The organism is Sphingobacterium sp. IITKGP-BTPF85 (genome assembly GCF_001006065.1).
Classification (GTDB): domain Bacteria; phylum Bacteroidota; class Bacteroidia; order Sphingobacteriales; family Sphingobacteriaceae; genus Sphingobacterium; species Sphingobacterium anhuiense.
In genome coordinates this window covers 1-23,369 of record NZ_ASZT02000057.1, presented here as the reverse complement: position 1 = coordinate 23,369, position 23,369 = coordinate 1, and the positions used below count along the sequence as shown (strand labels likewise).

Annotated in this window: 25 protein-coding genes; 15 read left to right on the top strand and 10 right to left on the bottom strand. The window is 36.2% G+C overall.

The features are described 5' to 3' along the window. The first annotated feature begins 3 nt into the window (after window positions 1-3). The 4 genes from L950_RS12620 (at window position 4) to L950_RS12605 (ending at window position 2,194) form a co-directional block, all read left to right on the top strand. On the top strand, window positions 4-555 hold the full coding sequence (locus L950_RS12620) for a hypothetical protein (RefSeq protein ID WP_031288227.1): 552 nt from the start codon (window positions 4-6) through the stop codon (window positions 553-555). A 15-nt stretch (window positions 556-570) separates the two neighbouring features. Then, window positions 571-975 (top strand): hypothetical protein, encoded by a 405-nt coding sequence (locus L950_RS12615; protein ID WP_156169677.1) that lies wholly within the window; start codon window positions 571-573, stop codon window positions 973-975. 245 nt (window positions 976-1,220) lie between these two features. Continuing rightward, the gene (locus L950_RS12610; protein ID WP_021189910.1) at window positions 1,221-1,745 is read left to right on the top strand and encodes a M15 family metallopeptidase; all 525 of its coding nucleotides are present in this window, start codon (window positions 1,221-1,223) and stop codon (window positions 1,743-1,745) included. Further along, complete coding sequence (locus L950_RS12605) at window positions 1,742-2,194, top strand: phage holin family protein (protein WP_021189909.1); 453 nt, start codon at window positions 1,742-1,744, stop codon at window positions 2,192-2,194. The genes L950_RS12610 and L950_RS12605 overlap by 4 nt, the downstream gene beginning before the upstream one ends. Window positions 2,195-2,404: 210 nt before the next feature. Here the strand turns inward: L950_RS12605 and L950_RS12600 are convergent, their stop codons facing one another. Further along, window positions 2,405-2,815, bottom strand: a complete 411-nt coding sequence (locus L950_RS12600; RefSeq protein WP_197086415.1) for a hypothetical protein — start codon at window positions 2,813-2,815, stop codon at window positions 2,405-2,407. 206 nt (window positions 2,816-3,021) lie between these two features. Between L950_RS12600 and L950_RS12595 the strand changes: the two genes are divergently transcribed. After that, a complete protein-coding gene (locus tag L950_RS12595; RefSeq protein WP_021189906.1) occupies window positions 3,022-3,207 on the top strand; it encodes a hypothetical protein in 186 nt (61 codons plus the stop codon). Window position 3,208: 1 nt separating this feature from the next. Continuing rightward, on the top strand, window positions 3,209-3,541 hold the full coding sequence (locus L950_RS12590; protein WP_021189905.1) for a hypothetical protein: 333 nt from the start codon (window positions 3,209-3,211) through the stop codon (window positions 3,539-3,541). A 348-nt stretch (window positions 3,542-3,889) separates the two neighbouring features. On the opposite strand, the gene L950_RS12585 is transcribed toward L950_RS12590, so the two are convergent. The 7 genes from L950_RS12585 to L950_RS33145 form a co-directional block, all read right to left on the bottom strand. Then, window positions 3,890-4,606: a superoxide dismutase gene (locus L950_RS12585; RefSeq protein WP_021189904.1), complete on the bottom strand. Its 717-nt coding sequence runs from the start codon at window positions 4,604-4,606 to the stop codon at window positions 3,890-3,892. Window positions 4,607-5,052: 446 nt separating this feature from the next. Then, complete coding sequence (brnQ, locus tag L950_RS12580) at window positions 5,053-6,345, bottom strand: branched-chain amino acid transport system II carrier protein (RefSeq protein ID WP_021189903.1); 1,293 nt, start codon at window positions 6,343-6,345, stop codon at window positions 5,053-5,055. A 422-nt stretch (window positions 6,346-6,767) separates the two neighbouring features. Then, window positions 6,768-7,859: a hypothetical protein gene (locus L950_RS12575; protein ID WP_021189902.1), complete on the bottom strand. Its 1,092-nt coding sequence runs from the start codon at window positions 7,857-7,859 to the stop codon at window positions 6,768-6,770. Window positions 7,860-7,877: 18 nt separating this feature from the next. Then, on the bottom strand, window positions 7,878-8,438 hold the full coding sequence (locus tag L950_RS12570) for a biliverdin-producing heme oxygenase (RefSeq protein ID WP_021189901.1): 561 nt from the start codon (window positions 8,436-8,438) through the stop codon (window positions 7,878-7,880). An 18-nt stretch (window positions 8,439-8,456) separates the two neighbouring features. Next, the gene (locus tag L950_RS12565) at window positions 8,457-9,176 is read right to left on the bottom strand and encodes an HmuY family protein (protein ID WP_031288225.1); all 720 of its coding nucleotides are present in this window, start codon (window positions 9,174-9,176) and stop codon (window positions 8,457-8,459) included. A gap of 4 nt (window positions 9,177-9,180) precedes the next feature. Beyond that, on the bottom strand, window positions 9,181-10,590 hold the full coding sequence (locus tag L950_RS33150; RefSeq protein WP_156169676.1) for a TonB-dependent receptor plug domain-containing protein: 1,410 nt from the start codon (window positions 10,588-10,590) through the stop codon (window positions 9,181-9,183). Between the two features lie 8 nt (window positions 10,591-10,598). Further along, window positions 10,599-11,549, bottom strand: a complete 951-nt coding sequence (locus L950_RS33145) for a TonB-dependent receptor plug domain-containing protein (protein WP_156169675.1) — start codon at window positions 11,547-11,549, stop codon at window positions 10,599-10,601. A gap of 290 nt (window positions 11,550-11,839) precedes the next feature. Between L950_RS33145 and L950_RS12555 the strand changes: the two genes are divergently transcribed. The 4 genes from L950_RS12555 to L950_RS33140 are packed head-to-tail and all read left to right on the top strand — an operon-like array spanning window position 11,840 to window position 15,527. Then, entirely contained in the window at window positions 11,840-12,691 is an 852-nt protein-coding gene (locus tag L950_RS12555) for a hemin ABC transporter substrate-binding protein (protein WP_021189899.1), read from the top strand. 8 nt (window positions 12,692-12,699) lie between these two features. Beyond that, entirely contained in the window at window positions 12,700-13,734 is a 1,035-nt protein-coding gene (locus L950_RS12550) for a FecCD family ABC transporter permease (RefSeq protein ID WP_031288224.1), read from the top strand. A gap of 3 nt (window positions 13,735-13,737) precedes the next feature. Beyond that, complete coding sequence (locus L950_RS12545) at window positions 13,738-15,189, top strand: heme ABC transporter ATP-binding protein (RefSeq protein ID WP_021189897.1); 1,452 nt, start codon at window positions 13,738-13,740, stop codon at window positions 15,187-15,189. 23 nt (window positions 15,190-15,212) lie between these two features. Next, window positions 15,213-15,527: a ChuX/HutX family heme-like substrate-binding protein gene (locus L950_RS33140; protein ID WP_231577225.1), complete on the top strand. Its 315-nt coding sequence runs from the start codon at window positions 15,213-15,215 to the stop codon at window positions 15,525-15,527. A gap of 44 nt (window positions 15,528-15,571) precedes the next feature. Here the strand turns inward: L950_RS33140 and L950_RS12540 are convergent, their stop codons facing one another. Then, window positions 15,572-16,531, bottom strand: coding sequence for a helix-turn-helix transcriptional regulator (locus L950_RS12540; RefSeq protein ID WP_021189896.1), 960 nt, complete (start codon window positions 16,529-16,531; stop codon window positions 15,572-15,574). A 276-nt stretch (window positions 16,532-16,807) separates the two neighbouring features. Here L950_RS12540 and L950_RS33135 point away from each other — a divergent pair, with 276 nt between their 5' ends. The 4 genes from L950_RS33135 to L950_RS12530 all read left to right on the top strand — a co-directional run bounded on the left by L950_RS33135 (window position 16,808) and on the right by L950_RS12530 (window position 20,283). Beyond that, on the top strand, window positions 16,808-16,999 hold the full coding sequence (locus L950_RS33135; protein ID WP_231577222.1) for a hypothetical protein: 192 nt from the start codon (window positions 16,808-16,810) through the stop codon (window positions 16,997-16,999). 74 nt (window positions 17,000-17,073) lie between these two features. Continuing rightward, entirely contained in the window at window positions 17,074-17,346 is a 273-nt protein-coding gene (locus tag L950_RS33130) for a hypothetical protein (RefSeq protein WP_231577221.1), read from the top strand. Further along, window positions 17,346-17,852, top strand: coding sequence for a flavin reductase family protein (locus L950_RS33125; RefSeq protein WP_231577219.1), 507 nt, complete (start codon window positions 17,346-17,348; stop codon window positions 17,850-17,852). The genes L950_RS33130 and L950_RS33125 overlap by 1 nt, the downstream gene beginning before the upstream one ends. A gap of 511 nt (window positions 17,853-18,363) precedes the next feature. Continuing rightward, complete coding sequence (locus L950_RS12530) at window positions 18,364-20,283, top strand: acetoacetate--CoA ligase (RefSeq protein WP_021189895.1); 1,920 nt, start codon at window positions 18,364-18,366, stop codon at window positions 20,281-20,283. A gap of 104 nt (window positions 20,284-20,387) precedes the next feature. Here the strand turns inward: L950_RS12530 and L950_RS12525 are convergent, their stop codons facing one another. Next, the gene (locus L950_RS12525) at window positions 20,388-21,995 is read right to left on the bottom strand and encodes an acyl-CoA carboxylase subunit beta (protein ID WP_021189894.1); all 1,608 of its coding nucleotides are present in this window, start codon (window positions 21,993-21,995) and stop codon (window positions 20,388-20,390) included. 151 nt (window positions 21,996-22,146) lie between these two features. On the opposite strand from L950_RS12525, the gene L950_RS12520 reads away from it, so the two are divergent. Beyond that, entirely contained in the window at window positions 22,147-23,292 is a 1,146-nt protein-coding gene (locus L950_RS12520; protein WP_021189893.1) for an acyl-CoA dehydrogenase family protein, read from the top strand. Window positions 23,293-23,369: the final 77 nt, after the last annotated feature.

The window sequence follows — 23,369 nt, the reverse complement described above, 5'->3', positions numbered from 1 at the left end:
TAGATGATAATAAATATAATAAGCATAGATAGCATTGTAAAAAACAGTGTGTTACCAAAAAATATTGATGAGGATATTATTCAAATATCACTAAATGAAGCTACTGACTTAGAATTAGAGCCTTTAGTGTCAGCTGGATACATAAAGAATATACGAAGTAAAATAGCTGATGATACATTAACAGAAGAAGAAATAAAAGTATTGGATGAAGTAATTGAGCCTTTTCTTATTTATTCAACAATTGTATATGCAATTGACTACTTGCACATAAAGATTAATAACAAAGGTGTTAACATATCAACAGATGCTACATTGTCAGCATTAGCTTTTAAAGACAAAGATTCTGTATTAGGTAACATTAAACAAAAAGCTGATGCATATAAAAGAAGATTAATTGAATATTTTGCAAAAGACAATAATAATGAAACAAATACCTCAGCTGTTGATAGTACTTTAAATACAATGTCTATTTATCTAGGTGATGATATTGATTATTCAGTGCAATATTATAAGAATAGAGCAAGTAAGGTTAATTATTACGGTAGAAGGGGGTAATGGATGATTAGAAATTTGAAATATGTAAAAAATATCATTGAAAACTACTTTAAAGCTCATCCCATGATAAATGATATCAAATTTGGTGACACAGATAACTTAAGTACTTACAAAGATTTAAAATATCCATTAATTAATTACGAATATGTCAACAGTACTTTCAATTCAGCCAATGAAAATTTAAATAAATGGGAAATAGTAATTGCTGATTTAGCAGATGATGAAACAGAATTTGATGTTATTGATAATACAAATGAGATTGCACAAGACTTTTTAAAATATCTTGAAAAACATGATGATGTTGAAATATTAGGTAACATAACAATAGCACCTTTTTCTGATAATTTTGGTGATAGGACAGCAGGGGTATTATTTACAGTAACTTTTAATGCATTCAGAAACAATTGTTTGACATTTTAGACCCTAAAAGTATCATCCAATACAATATCCAGCCCCTACTTTGAGGGGCTTTTTTTATGACCTTTTATTTAACATCATTTTAAAGCCTTATAAGGCATTCAATGTCATTCTGAATTAAGTTATTGATTCCAATCTAATAAATCAATTAAAAGCATCTAATGAGGTGAAAATTTTGATTTTACGGGTTTCCATCAGCTTTAAATTAACTAAACTAAACATCTCCTTAATATTTATATAAAAAATATATGGAAGATAAAAGACTAAAATATGCTGATAAGATATCATTAGAAAGAATTGAAAAGTTGCATCCAAGCATCAGAAATAAAGTAAAAGAAACCTATTTAAATATAAATATGAAATTACCTACAGGGGTAAGATTACGTATTGCACAAGGGCTAAGAACTGTTGCAGAACAAGATGCATTATATGCTCAAGGAAGAACTACTAAAGGTAAGATAGTAACCAATGCTAAAGGAAATACCAGCTGGCATAATTACGGTTTAGCAGTGGACATTGTATTACTTTATGATTTGGATGGTAATGGAAGTTTTGAGACAGCATCTTGGGATGAAAATAAACACTGGATGATGGTTGTAAATGAATTTAAAAAAGCTGGTTTTAGCTGGGGTGGTGATTTTAAATCAATCTATGATTCACCACATTTTGAAATGATTTTTGGTTTAACAACCAGTATTGCACAATCTAGGTTAAAAGCTGGGGATGTGATTACTGATTCAGGAATGAAATACATAAATATTAATAAGGGATGATAGATGTATTAATTAAAATTATCCTTAATATTTTTTGCTGGATAGCTGAATCATGGATAGGTAAAGGGGTTTTATTCCTTTCAATATATTTTACTCCAATATGGATAAGCTTATTGATAATAGGTGTATTTATCTTTGCTGATGTAGCAACAGCATTATGGAAAGCTAAAAGAAATAATATCCCAATAAGGTCAAAGAGGTTAAGAGATACTATAGGTAAAATGATAGCGTATATGATTGCGCTAATGGTTAGCCATATGTTTCAATTACATTTTATGCCTATAGTGCCTGTTTTACAGGTTGTTGCCGTATTTATTGCCAGTGCAGAGTTAAAATCCATAATGGAGAATCTTGGAGCTATTACCAATTTAGACTTTTGGAGTATAATAAAAGAAAGATTGGCAGGCACAAACAAGAACTATAACAAGGATGATGATATTATTAAATAGGTTCAACCAAACTATCTTCTAAATTTATTGATTTTAAAACACCGTCAGTCATTTTCATTAGGTTTTTTTGGAAATAAATATTTCCATCTGAATCTGTATAATTAAACATTATAAAATAATTAGGTTGTGTATATATTTCAGGGTATTTTAGTGTACATAATTTATCTTTCTCATAAGGTTTACTATATTGAATCTTCTTTTTAAGTTCTTTTATATCATGATACTTATCAAACTTAATATTATATAATGTTGCTTTTTTGAGACTGTTATCAGTAAGGAATATTGTTCATCATTTAACTTTTCAATGCCAAATGTAATTTCAGGCTTAATTGAACTTAAATATTTTTTCAATTCAATTTTAGTAATTATACTTTGACTATTTTGCACCTCCATTTGTGACCGTAAAGTCTTATACAAAAATACGGCTGTAACTAATGTTATTATAACAATAAACCAGTCAGATACTGTACCCCAAATTTCAACTTCACTTTTCCAATCTTCAGGTAAATGACGGTTACCCATTTTAATTAAAAATACAGCCATCACCATAATAAATAGACCAACTGAAATTAAAGCTGAATTCTCATCTTTTTTCTTAAATGATATAAATTTTTGAGCCAATTTTTTAAGCATATAACAATAGGTTAAGCAATAAAAGTATGTACTTTTTTCAATATGAGGGGAAATTTAATATTCTTTGTTACATACCTAAAAAGTATTTTCACATTTATTAAAAATTAATGTGCTGATAATCAGGTGTTAAAGTTTAATTTAATTAGTTTAAAAATTGCTATTGTAAAGCTTATTTATATGTCCCACATTTGAATATGCAAGAAAATAGTATTGAAAAAACAAAAGCGCTTATACACAAGATGTGTAAGGTGAAAAATGTAAAAGTACCTTCAGGTATTAAAAAAGTAGAAACCCCTGTAGAAGCATTTAATATGTTGCTGGCAGTTGGTAGAGAGGTAGTAAATAAGGATAGATTGTTGAATAGTATTAATTATAATTAAGATGGGCTATAAGGAAGTAATAAATAATTTATCTGATTTTTCAACATCAAGATTAAATACAATTTCAAGGTTATACAACATTGATGTAGAAACCTCAAATGTTAATATTTTGTATAAAGCATTTGAAAAAATAGTTGATGAAAATTTGAAAAGGGATGAAACAGGAATTAATCCCTCAAAATTACTAAGTCATGAACAAGTTGTTGATATGCAATATAACATTTCATTAGCTGTTGAAATGTATAAAATAAAGTATAATAGGAGAACTGTACCATCTCATTTTAATCTGTTTCATTTAATACAAGATTTTAATATCTTAAATCCAGCCAAATAATTAGGGAAGTATTACAAGGTAAGGAGGAAGATAAACCAAAATCAAAAATAAGAAAAAGGTTAAGTAAGCAGGAGAAAGAAGATTTGGAGTATGAAGAATTTTTAAAGAAAAAGAAGTTGGAAATATTAAGTAAACAATAAAAGGGGCGATTAAAGCCCCTTTTTTAATGTGTCAAAGTTTGATTTGTGTGTGTCAAAAGTGTGTCACACCCTTGTTTAAATGCTTTTAAAGCATGTTTGTTTATTCATATTTTGACACATTAAAAATTTAAATGTTTGTTTAAATGCTTTTAACCCCAATTGTAACACTTAATTGACTACAATTTGGAAGACATTTTCATTTTATATATTATGCAAGTCTTTCGTGTACTTTATTCCAATTCACTACATTCCACCAGTTTTTGATGTAATCTGCTCTCTTATTTTGATAATGTAAATAGTAGGCATGTTCCCATACATCTAATGCTAAAACAGGAATACCTCTTTGATCGACCACATCCATTAATGGATTGTCTTGATTAGCGGTTGATGTTATTTTTAGCTTACCTGAATCGTCCAAGATTAACCAGACCCAGCCTGAACCAAATCTTGAAGTCGCCGCAGCCGCAAACTGTTCTTTAAATTTGTCCATTGATCCAAAAGATGAGATGATCAATTGCATCACTTTTTCAGAAGGACCCGTTTGTTTTCCAGATAGGTTTTCCCAGAAAAAATTATGATTCCAAGCCCCGCCAGCGTTATTGCGTGCTTTAGCAGAATATTTAGAAATATTTGCCAACAACTGCTCTTCAGAAGTTTCAGTAATATTTTCTGCTACTATTGCCTCATTGATAGCTTTAATATATGCAGTATGATGCTTCGTGTAATGGATTTCCATTGTTAAGGCATCAATATTGGGTTCAAGGTCGGAATAAGTATAAGGAAGTTTGATTTGACTAAAAGAAAGAGGAGCGGCTTGATTACGTGCAGGTTCAGCTTGGGCTAAATTAGTTAAAACACTGCCCGATACTGCGACAGCCAAGGTTGCTTTAGCGGTGTTGTGAAGGAAGTTTCTACGTGTTTGCATTCTTTTATTTATTAAGTTAATGGTAGTAATATAACGCGTTTTTTTGTTTTATTATTCTTTAACACGGGAAATTTTAGAATAGAACGAGAATGTTACTAAACCATGACTTTTGCTATTTTTTTTAGATGCTATTGTAGCTGTAATTTTCTTTTAAAATTAATAAAGTTGAAATTAAGTATAAAAAGTGGCGGAGTATTAACTCTTAATGTTTACTTCGTGGACCAAACTTTTATGATACGATTTAAACTTCTAGTCGAAATACCGCGGTATGATACAAGCTTTTCTTTTGAAATTATAATTGCTTGCTGATGCTGTAAATACATGAGGATAGCCACATTTATCTTGCACCAGCAATAGGTCTGACGGGAAATTTGGTTTTGTATATAGCGGTTATGAAAAGGTTGTTATCATACTCTTTGACAACAACCCATTTTAGGATATTATATCTAGCGGCTAACTTTTAACTTATCCAAGAGCAAAAACAATAAAAATCCAACAATTGAAGGAATAACCCACCACAGTTCATATGTCGCCAAAGGAATTGATGCTAATATATTTTCAGCTCCTTTTATATGTATATCAAATCCTGCTAAGAGATAAATTGTAGAAACAAGTGTTGTTCCTGCTAAAGCTCCAATGTAGGGTAGTCTAGATTTAATCAAACGACCAAAGATAAGTACATAGAGTACGAGGGTAATTACAATTGGATAAATGAATGCTAAAAATGGATAAGCAATTTGAATAATATACTCCACGCCGGTTATGGCAAGTACTGCCGAAAAGAGACAGCAAATAATGACAATCCACTCGTAGGTAATTCGATTATTAAACAGCTGACTAAAAAATGTACCTACAGCACAAGTTAAGGCGATTGCAGTAGTTAGGCACGCTAAAGCAATACTGACTGAAATGGCAAGCACGCCATAGCTTCCAAAGATTTTATGCGAAATAAACAGGAGTAACTCTGCCCTTTTTACATCTGGAGATAAAGGATATCCAGATTTTGCCCCTAAAAAAACTAAACCACCGTAGATCAATAATAAACAAAATGTTGCTAGGCAACCTGCACTCGTGACGATCCTATTTTTATCTTTAAGTTTTTCATATCCTTTGGCTTTTGCTGCAGCGATAATAATACTGCTAAAAATGACAGAAGCCAACACATCCAATGTTTGGTACCCTTCTATGAAACCAAGCTTAAAGGCTTGCATGGATTCCATCTGATGTGCGATATTCGGTGATAAAGGAAACAAAATTCCCATGATGATCATACCGATCAATAAGATCAAAAGTAACGGTGTCAGAAAATTTCCAATTACATTCACGACTTTGGAAGGGCGGATAGAAAGGATAAAAGTAACCGCAAAAAATAGTATTGAACCCCAGATGGGAGATAAGTTCGGAAATGCAGGCAATAAACCTACTTCAAAAGTAGTCGCGGCTGTTCTCGGAATGGCAATTAGAGGCCCTATACCCAGCATGATGATGATACCCAGGATGGTGGCTATATAAGGATGAGTTCGATTACCTAAATCTTTGAATGATTCACCTGAATTGATGATCGATAAAACGCCTAACAGAGGAAGTAAAATACCTGTAAGCCCAAAACCTATTATTGCCCAGTCCCATTGATCTGCCGCATTTAATCCAATAAAAGGAGGAAGCAGTAAGTTCCCAGCTCCAAAAAACATAGCAAATAAGGCGAATCCTAGTGTCGTAATATCTTTGATTTTTTTCATCAATAGTTAATTATGTTCTTTCAAACAGGTCTGAGCTTCTTATCAACACAAGAGTGTTCATAGGCTGCACGTTGTAGATCTTTGAGATTTAAATAGTATTATCGAACGGCAAATATAATAGGACTTTCCAATTAAACAAGAAATAAGTAACGCTGTTTTTAAATAGCTTATTAATATTGTTGACTAGGGTTCGGAAATAAAATGCAGTATAATCAATATGGTTGCAGTAGTTTGAATGTCTGTATTGCTGCGTAAAATGATAAGATGTAAGATTTTTTATCTTCCCTAAGTTATGCTGAAATCAGTTGATTTCAAAAAAGAGACCGAATATCACGGAGATATCATACATCGTACTAAAAATAAGAAAGCATCTTGATACAAATCAAGATGCTTCATGCTATTATAAAAATTGACTTTTAGGTCTATTTTATGAACTGTTTTATTTTCAATTTGAAGGTTGCATCTCGCCCTGCAGTAACGAGTTCATCTATTTTGAAGATGATGACTTCATTTGGATTTTCAGATAAGGATGTTCCTTTGTATAATACTACAAACCGATCAGCAGTAGGATGTAGAGCATGTGTAGGAGCACCTGCGTATACCACCCATATTGGGCCTGTCACCGGCTGCCCCATGCTAGTCGCATCTAATCCTAATGATGTTGCTTCTTTGAAATCAAGTTCTTTTAAGTTCGCGATTTTGATATCTTCAATGCTTTTTCCTTTTAAATCAAAATATCCAAATTTATAAGCTGTTGTACTTGGCTTAAGCGTAGTACCCGACAACCCAGAAAAATTAACAAGACTTGTTTCGACAGTTTCTGTAATTTTATCATTTAATAAATCATAAAATACTGTCTTACCAGAAGCAACAGCAACAGTACCTGTTTTTACCTCTTTTTCTTTGAGGATATTGATGTTATGCGATTCCGATTTTAATTGGTATCGTGCATTTCCATCTTTGGCTGTTACTTTATCTGCTTGCATAATGATGACTTCAGTTTGTGCACCACTTGTGATGTCTGATTTTTTGTAGAATACAATATAACGATCTGCAGTCGGGTATACAGCATGATTATTTTTATAGTCATAAATAATCCAAGTTGGACCGTTTGCCGGTTCTCCTGCAGTAGAGGCATCTATGGTTAAAAAATTCGTTTCTTTAACATCCAATTGGTTAAAGTCTGCTGTATTGGTTAACTTAATATCTTTAATACTCGTATTTTTCAAATCAAAATATCCCATTTGATAACCTTGGTTTCCCAAATCTAAACGAGACCCGTACATGCCTGAAAGTTTAAAAGTATAGGAGCTTTCTGTCGCATCTTCTTGTTTCTTTAAGTCGTAAAATATAGTTTTACCACTCGGTACAGCAACATTAAGTCCTTCAGTTTTGAAAACTTCTTCTTCTTTTGGATCTTCAACTTTATCTTTTTTACAAGCTGTAAATTGAAAAGAGGTCAGTGCAATAGCACTAACACACAGGATACTTTTTAATTTGTGTGATGATTTCATGATTAGACGGATTTAAAATTACGAGACAACTGCTTTTGAATTAAAGGTATTGGTAAAGGCTTCAAATGTCGCTAATGCAGCGTCAATAGCTTCTTGCTCGTCATTTTCGGCAACTTCTGCATTGATAATTGCAGTAAACTCCGCCCATTTTTCCATTGATTGGTCACCATAACCATTAAAAAAGTTGAATCCCGAATTAATACCTCTATGTTGAAGCATTTTGACAATATGTGGCCCGCCCATGATAGATCCCTCTAATACATATAGGGCACCGATCGCTTGGTTTTTTGTGCTGATCGTCGGTAACACAACTTCAGGTAAGTTTTCTAAACTACCACCAAGTTCAATGATATCTTTGGCAACATGTGATGCATTTCTGCGTGTGGCATAGTAAGACGCTAAGCTTGCTGGTAATGCCGCTTCAATGTTTCCTTCTGCAGCATTAAAATAAGCATAGAAATATTTCAATACGTCTGCATAATCTAAGTTATTTTCAATAGCCTTCAATTTAAAAATAACTTTTTTTTCTAACTCTTGATGGCCATTTTTTGTGGCTTCTTTGATTTTTAAGTTTAACATGATATTTGCTTATTAATTTTATAAATTACTCGTTTTTAAATTTTTTGTTCCATCTTCTTGTATGAAATATCGGAAAGTAAAGTAGGGGGCAGGCCAGTAAAGGTCAGTAATAGGCGTAAAATTGTGAATACCCTGATATACACTGATCATTTGTAGCTTGACATATTTTCCATTACTTAAACGGATGACATAGGTGCGGTCAGGCATGGCCTGTACCAGATGACGCTGTATATTATAATCATACCAGCCTGACGACTCGGCATCCATAATAATACCGAATGCATTTATTTTTGAGTTTTCAAATTCAATATCCTCAGGAGCTGAATCGACTTGGTCATATGGCTTTTTAATCAGTACAACGCGGTGTCTTGATGGATTTCCGTAAGCGGGATTATTTTCCATCGTTCCATCATTAATAAAAAGTGTTCCATTGTATTGTCCTGTAAAGGCAAGATCCCAATTTGTTTTTGCAAAGTTCGTTACCGAATCGGTATGATTTTTTAACCAAGTCTGGTTTTGATCTGAAAACCGAAATAGGAAAGTATAAAAGTCTCTTGTTTCTTTGGGGTTTCCGCCACCGACACCAGCTCCGACATAAGCATTTACATCACCAGCAAGATCTTTTATGATCGTACTTTTTCCGTCGGCTAAGATGTCTGGCTCAATGTTAGGTTTAAAACATGAAGTAAACACTGTTGCTATGCAACTATAAAAGAGTATTTTTATGGATAATTTCATCTTTTTACTTTATTAATCTGTAGGATAGGCCAAAGGATACACTTCGACCAATTTGACCTGGAATTAAATAATTAATATAGTTTCCGAGGTTTTCTCCAGTCACCCGGACAGTTAAAGGAAGTTTGTCAAACTTTTTTTCAATAGTTGCATTATAGAGAATATGCTGATTGACAAATGTGTCAAAACGATCAATAAAATGATTGCCATTTGCATCTGAAAATGCATACTTCCCTCTGTAGTTAGCACGTGCATTTATTGTCAGATTCCAAGGAGCTTGATAAATTGCACCTATGTTGAATTGATGTCTAGATCTGTTTTCTAAGCCCCAGTAGTCTTTTGATGTTGGCGTAAATGTCTCTCCGGTCTTTGGATCTCTTAAGGTATTAAATGGCCAATTCCCTTGTTTTATGCTGTCAACAACACTCATATCTTTCGCAATCAGGTATTGATAGCCTGCATTGATTGTGATTTTTTCTAACACCCGAGTAGAAAAAGATATGTCAAATCCTTTATTGACTGACTTTGGTAAATTTTGATACGAATAAATCGCCATGTTTTGCATACCTGTAGCAACCTGTATACTATTGATTTGATTTTTAAGCTGATGACGAAATACATTGACTTCTACTGTTGTATTCGTTAACGGCTTCCAGGTCAAACCTGCATTGATTGAGGTGTTGTGCTCGGCTTTTAAGTTACCATCAAGTTGATTGATGATGTAATTGCGACGTTCAGAAATTTGTCCTGCGGCATCCATTTCATCCAGAGTACTGTTTAAAACTTCATTGCCGATAACGTAGTAATTGGCAGCAGGATTGTAAAACACCTGATAACGGGTCTTGAAGTCAGGAGCTTTAAATCCAGTTCCTATACCTGTTTTCAAAGCAAGCTGAGGCAGTAATTGATAGGTCACACCTAAACTTGGGTTTAATCGCCCTCCGTAATTGTCTGTCTGGTCATAGCGCAATCCTGCAACAACAGTGGTTTTTTCTCCGATTGTTTTATTCGCTTGGGTATATAAAAAGAAGTTCTTCTGATTTTTGCTGTCAAAATTTTCAGCAAGATCCATAGCTTCTATAGCGCCACCTAGTCCCATAGTCACATTTAAGCCTTCTGACTGATAAGCAAATTGTTGTTCCAGACGATGGACCATCTGTGTGAAATTGTCTGAAGCTAAATTGGCATTGTTTTGCTGTGCTGTTACTTTATTATCGGATTGATAATGCGATACGTAATAGGTAGAAAGTGATTTCCAGCGTTCATTCCAACGGCTATCGTAGAACAATGAAGCATTGATGTCAGTCTCTTTTTGTTGATCTAGCGTGCTGAAATCTTGTCCGTAACCACGGTGCATATCGGATTGGCGATAGTTATAACGCCCTGAAGCGCCAATGAAATGCTGATTATCTTTCAATTGATGTCTTACTTTCCTTGGATGGAAAAAGTTTGGTAGGGTGGGACCGTGGTTCCGCTAGACTGAAATTTTTTGTTTGTATTAAAACCATCCGTACGGTAGTAATTCGTAGAGAGTAAAGCTGTTCCTCTATTTTTATTAAAGGAAGTCTCACCTTCTAAGGTTGCATCCAATACGTTGAAACTTCCATAGTTAATATTTGCATGCATTTGAGGAGTTACTTTACCTAAACGGGTGATGATATTGATCGCTCCTCCCAGTGCATCACTCCCATAAAGACAAGAAGAAGCCCCTTTGATAATCTCTATACGTTCTATATTTGTTACCGAAATACGTGATAAGTCAAAGTTACCGGAACTTCTGCCGAGCATCGGCTGTCCGTCAATAAGGATCATGACGTATTCACTAGAGAATCCCTGCAGCTGCACACCTACAGAACGGTTACCGCCAGCGGTATTGTTAACAATGGCAATACCTGTCTGTTCTTTTAACACTTCGTCCAAACGTCTACTCCCCATTAGTTCAATTGCCTTCCTGTCGATAATAGTAACCGGCATGGCAGAGTTCTTAGGATCAATTAATGTTGGACGGTTTTGAATCTCTTGCGTCACCAATGCTTCATCTAAAACTTGATTCGATTTATGAAGCTGGAAGCGATGTAGCTGCTTATCTTTTGCGATCAACTCAATAGAGCCAGTTAAGGTTTCATATCCAATTGCACTTAAAGTATAAGTATATGTTCCGGCATATAATTTTTTGACTATGAAATTTCCACGATTATCTGTTTTTGTCGTAGATCGGTCTGGTTCGATTAAAATACTTACATCTGCCAACGGTCTTTGTAATTCATCCACAATAAGCCCCTGAAATTGCGCATTCTGTTGTGCAAGCACTGAATTGCTTTTCCCGATCAGAAAAAGAAAACTAAATAGCAGGCATAGATAGTGTGTTGTCTTCAAAGTTATTTGTAATAATTCTAAATAATAATACAAGTATCTCCATAAAATGCCAAAGTTTATTTATGCATTGTGTATTTTGATTTGTGCAAAGCGTATTAATTTTTGTGCAATATGATATTATTTAAATGACATAATGATCCCTACTGTTTAGTTAATTTATTGCTTACCAGTGTATTTAGGTGATTTATATCTACTCTTGAGTATTAGTGTAAGTGTATTGCAAACAGAACCCTTTATTTGTAATTAGTTTAAATAAGCCCATTTTTGTTCTTCATAAATGAACAAATTATATGAAGAAAATATTAAATAATTTTGCGCTTATTATCATTTTATGGTCTAGCTATACAGTAGCTATAGCACAAGGCAACATGCCAAAAAGAATTGTTTCCTTAAGTGGAAGTTTGACGGAAATTGTTGATGCATTAGGGCTAGGTGCTAATCTAGTGGCTGTTGATGTGACAAGCGATTATCCAAGTTATGTGAAAGAGATTCCCAAAGTGAGCAAAAACAGATCAATTACGGCTGAAGGAATTGCTTCATTTCGTCCAGATATTGTACTAGGTTTTGAAGGAGAGGTCAGTGCGGCTGTATTGGCGCAATTTAAGACCTTGAATATTTCATGTGTTTTGTTTAAACAAGAATTTTCTGAGGCAGGATTAACAGGATTGGTTCGCAAAGTAGGACAATCTTTAAATGTTACTGCAAAGGGAAATCAGGTTGCAGATCAATTATCGAAAGATCTAAAGTCTGCAATTGCGAAAGGGAAGTCGAGTAAAGCAACTAAAATGATGTTTGTATATGCACGTGGGGCAGGAGCAATGAGTGTATCTGGTTCAGGAACTGCTGTTGATGCGGTAATCAAGTTAGCCGGTGCTCAAAATGTGATGAAAGGTTTTACGGGATACAAAACATATAACACAGAAGCTTTAGTTCAGGCCAATCCGGAAGTTATTTTGTTATTTGATTTTGGGATGTCCAGTTTAGGAGGAAAAGAAGCTATTTTGAAATTACCAGGTGTTAATTTAACTACAGCAGGTAAAAATAAAAGAGTAATTGCTATGGATGCATCCTTGTTAAACGGTTTCAGTATGCGTTTACCACAGGCGATACAGCAGTTGCACGAAAAATTATTTGGAAAATAGTTGCTGTAATGAAAAATACCTTAATTTACACGCTACTCAGCATATTACTTATTATCGTAGTCATATTTTCATTAGGGATGGGATCGATTTCGGTTTCCTTTTGGGATGTTTGCTCTATACTGTTACATAAGATAGGTATTAAAGCTTCATCAGGTATAGATGAGCTGACTGTGAATGTCTTGGAGCAAATACGATTGCCTAGAATTCTAATGGGAATAGCAGTTGGTGCAGCTTTAGGAATCAGTGGAGCAGCTATCCAAGGTATATTTCGAAATCCATTAGCGGAACCTGGTTTAATGGGAATTTCTTCAGGTGCTTCTTTCTTTGCCGCACTCGTTATCTCTTTCGAAGGCTTGTTACTTCCTATGATTTCTGCAAGCCTTGGTTATTACGTTCTGGCATTTGCAGCGTTTTTAGGAGCAACATTGACAGTGCTTATTGTTTATCGTATATCCATGAACAATGGGAAATCTCATATTGCAACCATGCTTTTAGCAGGTGTTGCTATGAATGCATTTGCAGGAGCCTTAACAGGATTATTAAGTTATTTAGCAACTGAACAACAATTACGTTCCATCACCTTTTGGTCATTGGGCAGTTTAGCGGGAGCATCATGGGAAAATATTAAAGTATTATATCCCTGTGTTTTGATTTCTTTAGTTATTCTACCTCTTTTTGCAAAACAATTGAATGTATTTGCTTTAGGAGAATCTCAAGCTGAAATGATGGGAGTCAATACAAGCCGGTTGAAAATTGTTGTTATTTTATTTTCAACATTGGCAGTAGGAGCAGCCGTTGCATTTTCCGGAGTTATCAGCTTCGTGGGTTTATTAGTGCCGCATGCTATCCGGTTGATTGGTGGGGTTGATAATCGTTACGTGCTCGTGGCATCAAGTATTGCCGGAGCATTGGTCCTCACACTTGCTGATCTGCTTTCGCGCTTAATTATTCAGCCATTGGAACTTCCTATTGGGGTTATTACAGCATTATTGGGTACTCCAGTTTTCTTATTTATCCTGATCAGAGACAAGAATAAAATCTAGTTTATGCTACAAGTACAATCACTATCATACGAAATCAAAGGGCGTCCCATTTTAAGGGATATTGATATCTCTATTCAAAAAGGCGAATTTTACGCAATTGTAGGAGCAAATGGAGCCGGAAAAACATCTTTGTTACGTATGTTGGCTTCCGATCTGAAACCTGCAAAGGGAGAAATATTGTTTAAGGGCAAACCACTTCGTTCTTACTCATTGAAAGAACTTGCTTATGCGAGAGCTTTCCTACATCAGTCCAATAGTATGGCTATGGCGTTTACAGTCGAGGAGGTCGTTCGTATGGGACGCTATCATTTGAAAGCATCTCAGGAGCAACACGACGTGGCTATAGCAGAGTGTATGCGCATCTGTGAAGTCGAACATCTGGGCGATAGAAAAATACAGCAACTGTCGGGTGGAGAGCAGCAACGTGTTCATTTTGCGAGGGTATTGGCACAGGTGTGGGATCAGAAAGACGTTTTGTTATTATTAGATGAGCCTGTTGCGAGTATGGATATCCAATTTCAACATCAAACACTAGCCATTGCGAAAGCTTTGACTGCTGTTGGATTTAGTGTTGTTGCCATATTACATGAACTGAATCTTGTTGCACAGTATGCGGATCGTGTATTGATGCTCAAATCGGGTAGGAAATGGTGGGAGGGAGCTCCTATTGAAGTGCTCAAGCCTGAAAATATATATGCTATATTTGGTGTACAAACAAAAGTGAGTACTGATATGGCTACGCTGACACCGTCTGTACAAACCTGTACAGTACATTATTCGGCAGCAAAATTTAATTCAAATTATAAACATGAACTGGCGATGGAATTAAAAGAAAAGTACGAAAATTATAAAAAAGATAATCCTAAGGCAAGGATTTACGACTGTGCAAAAGCACTACAGGTAAGTGAAGCGCAGCTTCTATTGACACAATTGTCAGATGATGTGGTGCTACTTAAGGATGATATTTGGGCTATTTTGCAGGAATTACCCCGCTTAGGTCATGTTATGGCTTTGACACGTAATGATGCATGTGTTCATGAAAGAAAAGGAACGTATCCCACACCTTCCAATGAGGGGCATGTCGTACTATTTCATAATGATGATATTGACCTACGCGTTTTTATTCAGAATTGGGCCTATGCATTTGCTGTAAAAGTTAAAGATCTTTTGAGTATCCAGTTTTTTGATACAGCAGGATTAGCTGTTCATAAAGTTTATTTGACCAAAGACTCTAATCCGATTGCTGTTTATGAAGAACTTGTAAATTCTTATCGTGCTGCAGACCAAACGTATTTTACAATCAATATTCCCGCAGTTTTAAGTGATATTTCCATTCCAGATAAGGAGATTGCCGTCGATAGTTTTCAGTCAGATTGGCTTAATATGAAGGATAGCATGAATTCTTTGGTATTTTACGTAAATATAGCTTACAGCGGACACAGGCATTACGTTTAGCACCTTCTGGTTTCGCAGAGCAATTGCCATTAGAGCGATTTACAGAAATCTTAAACCAGGCATCAGAACAGCAAGTTCCTGTCATGGTTTTTGTTAGCAATAAAGGTTGTATTCAGATACATTCGGGATTGATCACGAAGCTTGTAACGATGGAGAATTGGTTTAATGTACTAGATCCACAGTTTAATCTACATCTTAATATGGATGCGATTGACCAAATATGGCAGGTTAGAAAACCTTCTACTGATGGTGATGTAAACGCATTGGAAGTTTACGACAAGCAAGGAAATCTAATTGTTCAACTTTTGGGAAACGAAAACCGGGTATTCCTGAATTAGAATCATGCGTTCGCTATTGCAAGGCCAAAAGGTATAAAAGTAAATTAACGGCTTATTTCTGAAGGGAGTAAGCCGTAATATTTTTTAAATGCATGTGTAAAACTAGCCTGATGTTTAAAACCTACAATCGTACTCACCTCATACATGTTCTTGTTTTCATTTAAAATCAGACGTTTTGCCTCCTCCATTCGGATACGTGTGATGTAATTGTAAATGGTAGTGCCAAAATGTTGTTTAAAGCCATTGCGAAGTTTAAACTCATTTAATAATACTAATTTTGATAATTGTTTGTGTGTTGGCGGATTGACAAAATTATTGCGAAGGATCCGCTGTGCCTCTTCCAGTTTTTGAACATCTTCGATCTTTAAAAGATCCGTAAGTTTATCGCTGATGAAACTGAACTGTTCAAACTGAAGCATGATGAGTTCGAGAATGCGCGCATTGACAAATATCTGCTTCAATTCATTTTTATTTGTCGTGGTACGAATACTATCAATGATCCCCTTCATTTCTGTGGTAACAAAAAGATCTTCTTCGACAATGGAGATCACTTTCTTTTCCTTCATCTTTTCTTTGAATTCCAAATGAAGTGGCGTATGTATGCTGATCATATTCTGATAGAGTTCAGGTGTCATGATGACCATAAAATACAGAAAGTCCTGATTGCTCTGAATCGGATGCTCTTCATAAAGAGAAGGAATGTAACGTATGTTATGTTTACTGAAAGTAAACCCATGCGCAGATTCTGATTTACTGAGGATAAATTGGCTCACGACAGCTTCGCCTTCTATCTCCGAGATAATATCTACGGGAGCTGAAACACGCATATCTGCACAGAGCACAAATAAACCTCTACTTAAGATCTGATAGGTGCTGATGTTTATCGGGCTTTTATTGATTGCAATATGCTTTTCGGATAAAATGGTATTGATGGAGCTGATCTCAGGAAGTTCTTCCCAAAATAGCCATTCATTATGTTGTTTTATCTTTGCTTTTATAATCATACCTTATTACAAATATACATTATTTGTAATAGATCTAAATTAATTTATTGAAATGAGACCTTTAAATGACGAGCAATTATTCTATTTTAAAAAACAGGTTGATTGAAATGCAAACAGATGTTTATGAATACAGTAATAATTTTTTATTGTAAAGTTTTGTTAGATGTGCATGAATTATTTTTTACTTACTTCCTAGCTAGTAAGATTATATTTTTAACCTATAGCCTATTGCAATTAATGATTTGATAAAACTCGATGTGAATACTATCTTTGGTTATGCACAAGCTCAGAATTACGAACATCATTCCGCGTGAAAATCACAATGTAACCATTAATTTCGAACCAGTATCAGGGGAGTTTCCAACTTATAAAGCTGGTCAATTTTTGACTTTATCTTTTGAATTTGCTAATCGGGAGTTGAGGAGATCGTATTCTTTTAGTAGTTCACCAGATGTCGATGAACCTTAAGTATTACGGTTAAGCGGGTTGAGAACGGTGAGATTTCCCGTTTTTTACATCATAAAGTTCAGGAGGGAGATATTGTGGATGCATTAGATCCACAAGGTCTGTTTATTTATGAACCTATTGAAGATAGCGAACGTACCGTATTTTTATTCGCCGCAGGTATTGGTATCACTCCTTTATTCTCCATCTTGAAGACTGCGTTGGTTCGGGAAAGTAAATCAAAGATTGTGCTGGCTTATAGCAATAGCTCTCCAGAGGTAACTCCTTTTAAAGAAGAACTACAGCAATGGGCAAAAAAATATCCGGATCGTCTTCAGATCATTTGGATTTATTCAAATAGTAAAATCTGATGACAGCACGATTGAATAGAGATTATATCCTTTCCATTTTGAAAAATCATTTGCCAACTGCACATCAGGACGTTCTGTTTTACACCTGTGGTCCAGTGATCTATATGGACTTGTGTCGTTTCACTTTGTTGGGGATGGGATTTGATGAATCTCAAATCAAACGGGAGACCTTTTTGCTTCCTGAAAATGAAGAAGACGATGATGATGAAACAGAAAAAGAGGTGGATAAGACGACTTACTCCATCAAATTAAACTTTCAAGGTCAAAGCTATCATTTAGATATTCCTTATAATAAATCTATTCTAGATGTGGGTTTGGAAAACAAGATTAAGCTTCCATATTCCTGCAAGTCGGGTATGTGCAGTACATGTATATCAAATTGCTCCCAAGGAAAAGTGCGTATGAGTTATAACGAAGTGCTGACAGATCGGGAGGTGGAAAATGGCCGGATACTGCTGTGTACTGGACATCCTGTTGAAGACGACACGGTCATCGATGTGTATTAATCTAAACTCTTTCCCCATTCTGGGCTTATCTAAAAAGCAGCATTTTAATTTCATTTGTTCGGGTATCCATTGGTTGTGGTTCGAAAATGGTTTGGACCTGCTAGGAGACTGGTTCGGGTCATGTTCGGTAGTTGTTTGGCATTTGTTTGCCTTTTTGTCGAAGCACAGTCGAACAGGAGTCGAACGAAAGGCGGAGGTGTATCCTAGTAAATACCTATCAATGCAGAGCCGTTGTCGAGTAGAGTGTGGACTTTCACGGACTTTCATGGACTTGTACGGACTTTCAAGGAGTTCTCTTCACGATTTAACGGGGGTATAAAAGCTGATGTCTATGTTTGAATCTTTTAGATTTATTGATGTTTCTCGTAATGGCTACAACCCTGATTAGCATTTTTATTAGATTTAAAACCTGATTATAGCAATACATCTATTGTTTACAAATCAATTTCTTGAGCTGATTTATTTTACATTATTTTCGTTAGATTTGATTCAAACCAAATGAATCAGAATAATGAGTAATTTACTTTGGAAGCCTTCTGTTGCTTATCAACAGGAATCTTCTTTATACCAGTTTAAGCAATTTGTAGAACAGAAACGACAATTTAAGATGGATTCTTATCCTATACTTTGGGACTGGTCAGTTTCAAATCTGGAGGAATTCTGGGAAGATATCGCCGCGTTTTTTGACGTAATTTTTCATACTCCTCACCAAGAAATTTTTCAAGCTTCTCCACAAGGATTTATTGGTTCTAAATGGTTTGAAGGTGCCACTTTAAATTATGCGGAACATATTTTCCGAAAATCTACTGCAGAACGGCCGGCTCTTTTGTTCCAGGAAGAGAATAAGCCCCTTCAGAGCATTTCTTGGGACGAACTGGAAGGAATGGTTAGTTCATTGCAGCGGTTCTTGATAGGGCAGGGTATAGAGAAGGGAGATCGTGTTGTGGGTGTGTTGAGAAACAGTCCCGCTTCTATCGCTCTTTTTTTAGCGGCTAACAGTATTGGCGCTATCTGGTCATGCTGTTCTCCAGATTTTGGATCTTCAAGTATATTGGAACGATTTTCTCAGGTGACACCTAAGCTTTTGTTCGCAGATGCTGCATACAGCTATAACGGCAAATTATTTGATCTTAAAGCTTCAATGATTGATCTATCTTCAAATCTGGAAAGTCTGGTACACGATGTCGTTTTTGTGGATGAACAGGTCTGGAAAGATGCGGTATCACAAGAGACAGGAGTGCCGTTGCGTTTTACAGCGGTACCTTTTGACCATCCAATTTGGATTTTATACTCTTCTGGTACGACAGGTAAGCCTAAGGCAATTACGCACAGCTGTGGTGGTATTTTATTGGAGCATTTAAAAGCATTGGCTTTACACCAGAATGTGCAAGAGGGGGAGCGATTTATCTGGTATGCAACCACCGGGTGGATGATGTGGAACTATGCGCTTTCTTCCTTATTACTGGGGGCTACCCTTTGTATTTATGAGGGTTCATTGGGCTATCCTGAAAAGTTATCTTTTTGGAATTTTATTGGACAGCACGAGATTGACCATGTGGGGGCTGGTGCCGCCTATTATATCGCCAATCAGCATATTGAATTGACGCAACCTCGTTTTCAACCCAAAACGATTGGTTCAACAGGCTCTCCATTGCCTCCGCAGACCTTTTCCTGGTTACAAAAGCAATTTCCCCAAGCGCAGATTGTTTCACTGAGTGGCGGTACAGATGTCTGTAGCGCATTTTTATCCGGAAATCCTTTATTACCTGTCTATGCCGGTGAAATACAGTGTTTAACCTTAGGGTCAAAGATTGAAGCCTTTAATGAAAATGGAGAATCAGTGAAAAATGAAGTAGGTGAACTGGTTATAACGCTCCCTATGCCATCAATGCCCATATATTTTTGGAATGATCTTCATAATGAAAAGTATCAGGAGAGCTATTTTGAAAAATACCCAGGAGTGTGGTGTCATGGCGACTGGATCAAATTTACGGAACATCAGGGTATTATCGTTTACGGTCGTTCTGATGCTACTTTGAATCGGGGTGGGGTACGTATCGGGACTGCTGAAATTTATAACATATTAAATACTTTTCCGGAAGTTGCCGATAGTTTAATTATTTGTCTTGATCATGCGGACGGGACGTCTACCATGCCCCTGTATGTGCAGATGGAGGACGGAGTCTCTTTGACCGATGAGCTGAAAGCGGCTATCAAATTAAAGCTAAGAAAAAGCTATAGTCCACGTCATGTACCCGATACTATTGTAGCAGTACCAATCATTCCTTACACGCTTAGTGGTAAGAAACTGGAGATTCCTGTGAAAAAAATTATGATGGGAACTCCGTTAGAGAAGGCAGTAAGCGTCGCTGTATTAAGAGATCCTAATTCTCTTGATTTTTGGGTTAAATTACTATTAGATAGTAAGTAGTTATTATTAATGTAAATAATTACTGTATGTAAATAAATAATGCCCCGGTCAAAAATCGGGGCATTATTTATGCTATTTTACTTTTGCAAATGTGATGTAGGGGATCAGGTTTGGATCACACCGACATTGTAACGTTCTGTAATTGGGTTATGATTTGCAGCTTCTATACCAAGGCTAATAACAGTTCTTGTCTCATCGGGTCTGATTACGCCATCGACCCAGATGCGGGCAGCAGCATAGTAAGGGCTTAGCTGTTCCAAGTAACGTTTCTTGATATCATCTAGCAGTGTGTTCTTTTCTTCTTCAGATATATCTATGCCTTTCGCTTTTAAAGCAGATTCTTGAATCTGTAAGAGGGTATTGCCGGCAGCAGCACCGCTCATAACAGCCATCTGCGCCGTAGGCCAAGCATATATGAGTCTAGGATCGTATGCCTTACCGCACATCGCATAATTTCCAGCTCCGTAACTGTTGCCGATGATAAAGGTAAACTTGGGCACAACTGAATTTGCCATCGCATTGACCATCTTAGCTCCATCTTTGATGATTCCGCCCTGTTCGGAGCGACTACCGACCATGAAACCTGTTACATCTTGCAGAAATACCAGTGGAATTAATTGTTGATTACAGTTCATGATAAAGCGTGCAGCCTTATCTGCAGAATCACTGTATATTACCCCACCCATCTGCATTTCAACAGCACCAGCTGGTTTCTTTGCTTTAACAATTTCACGTTGGTTTGCAACGATTCCTACTGCCCATCCGTCAATACGGGCAAGACCACAGACAATCGTTTTGCCATAATCCTGTTTATATTCTTCAAAAGTACCTTCGTCCACTAAAACTTCTAAAAGCTTGTGCATGGAATACGGTTTTGTGCGATCTAAAGGCAATATTTCTGCGATTTCGGAGCTTTGACGTAAAGGCGCCTTGGCTTCTTTACGATTAAATCCTGCTTTTGGATGCGCACCAAGTTTATCCATAACACCTTTTATAGCATCAAGGCAGCTTGCTTCATCTGGAAATTTATTGTCTGTAACGCCAGAAATAACAGAATGTGTGCTTGCGCCTCCTAATGTTTCGGCATCAACAGTCTCACCGATAGCAGATTTGACCAAATAGGGGCCAGCTAAAAATACAGAGCCGGTTCCTTCAACGATAAATGCGTAGTCGGACATGATCGGTAAATAGGCACCTCCCGCAACACAACTGCCCATTATAGCGGCTATTTGAGGTATACCCATAGAGGACATTTTAGCATTATTTCTAAATATGCGTCCAAAATGCTCTTTATCAGGGAATATTTGATCCTGCATCGGTAAAAAGACACCTGCAGAATCGACAAGGTATATGATGGGAATTTTGTTCTCCATAGCAATTTCTTGCGCACGTAGATTTTTTTTGCAGCTAATGGGGAACCAGGCACCAGCCTTTACAGTTGCATCATTAGAGACAATGACGCATAATTCGTCTTTAACATACCCTAAAACACAGACAACACCTGCATTTGGACAACCGCCTTCTTCAGGGTACATATTGTCTCCGGCAAACTGGGCAATTTCAATATAAGTTTTGTGATCATCTAGGAGGTATTCGACACGCTCCCATGCAGTGAGCTTTCCTTTGGCTTTTAATTTTTTGATTTTATCTTCGCCACCTCCCAAGCGAAGTGCTGCTCTTTTTAGTTCTAACTCTACAATTAGTTCATTCATGTTATAATTGGATTTTAAGCATGTCAAATTCAGAATTTGATAATATGAGATAAATTTAACATTATATTTTGAGTTTCTCTAAAAAAAGATGTTATAATTTTGTTATTATTGTAAATAACAGAATTCCAATTATAAATTAAAGATTACATTTATGTTTATTGAAAATGAACAACAAATGATGATGATTCGCCAAAGTGCTAGAGACTTTGCTGAAACTCATATTCGTCCCTACATCATGGAGTGGGATGAAGCACAAACATTTCCTGCACCTTTATTTAAGAAGCTCGGCGAGCATGGCTTTATGGGCATTATTGTCCCGGAAGCTTATGGTGGATCTGGCTTTGGATACCAGGAGTATATAACCGTTTTGGACGAGATCTCCAAAGTTTGTGGTTCCATAGGACTTTCGGTAGCGGCACATAATTCATTGTGTACAAATCATATATTGAGTTTCGCAAATGAAAGTCAGAAGCAGAAATATCTACCAAAATTGGCAACAGGAGAATGGCTGGGAGCTTGGGGTTTAACAGAAACGGGTTCGGGGTCTGATGCTGGAGGATTAGCGACTGTTGCGGTTCGCGACGGTGATTATTTTGTGCTGAATGGTTCTAAAAACTTCATCACACATGCCATAAGCTCGGACGTAGCTGTTGTACTTGCCCGTACCGGTGAGAAAGGTGACAAAAAGGGTGTTACTGCTTTTATTGTCGAGAAGGGGACAGAAGGTTTTTCTGCAGGTAAAAAGGAAAATAAATTAGGGATGCGTGCTTCAGAGACCGCATGTTTGTTTTTCGATAATTGTCGTATTCATCAGGATCAGATGGTCGGTGAAGAGGGGCAGGGTTTTGTTCAGGCATTGAAACTATTGGATGGTGGCCGTATTTCTATCGCTGCTTTATCATTGGGTATTGCTCGTGGTGCTTATGAATGTGCGTTAAAGTATGCAAATGAAAGAGAACAGTTCAATCAAAAGATTTTTGAATTTCAGGCGGTTGGATTTAAGCTTGCAGAGATGGCTACAGAAATTCAGGCAGCAGAGCTGCTGACCCGTCAAGCTGGATATATGAAAGATCGTGGTGAACGCATTTCTAAAATAGGAGCAATGGCAAAGCTATACGCTTCAGAAACGGCAGTTTCGGTTTCTAATGAATCTGTTCAGATTTTTGGAGGATATGGCTTTACAAAAGATTATCCTGCTGAAAAGTTCTTTAGAGACGCAAAATTATGTACAATCGGGGAAGGTACGTCGAGTATACAGAAGATGGTTATTTCTCGGGAAATTCAAAAAGATGCCTAAAAAAGAAGATATAATTTTGGTAGAATGTCCCAGGGATGCCATTCAAGGGATATCGCATGTGATTCCAACGGAAAAAA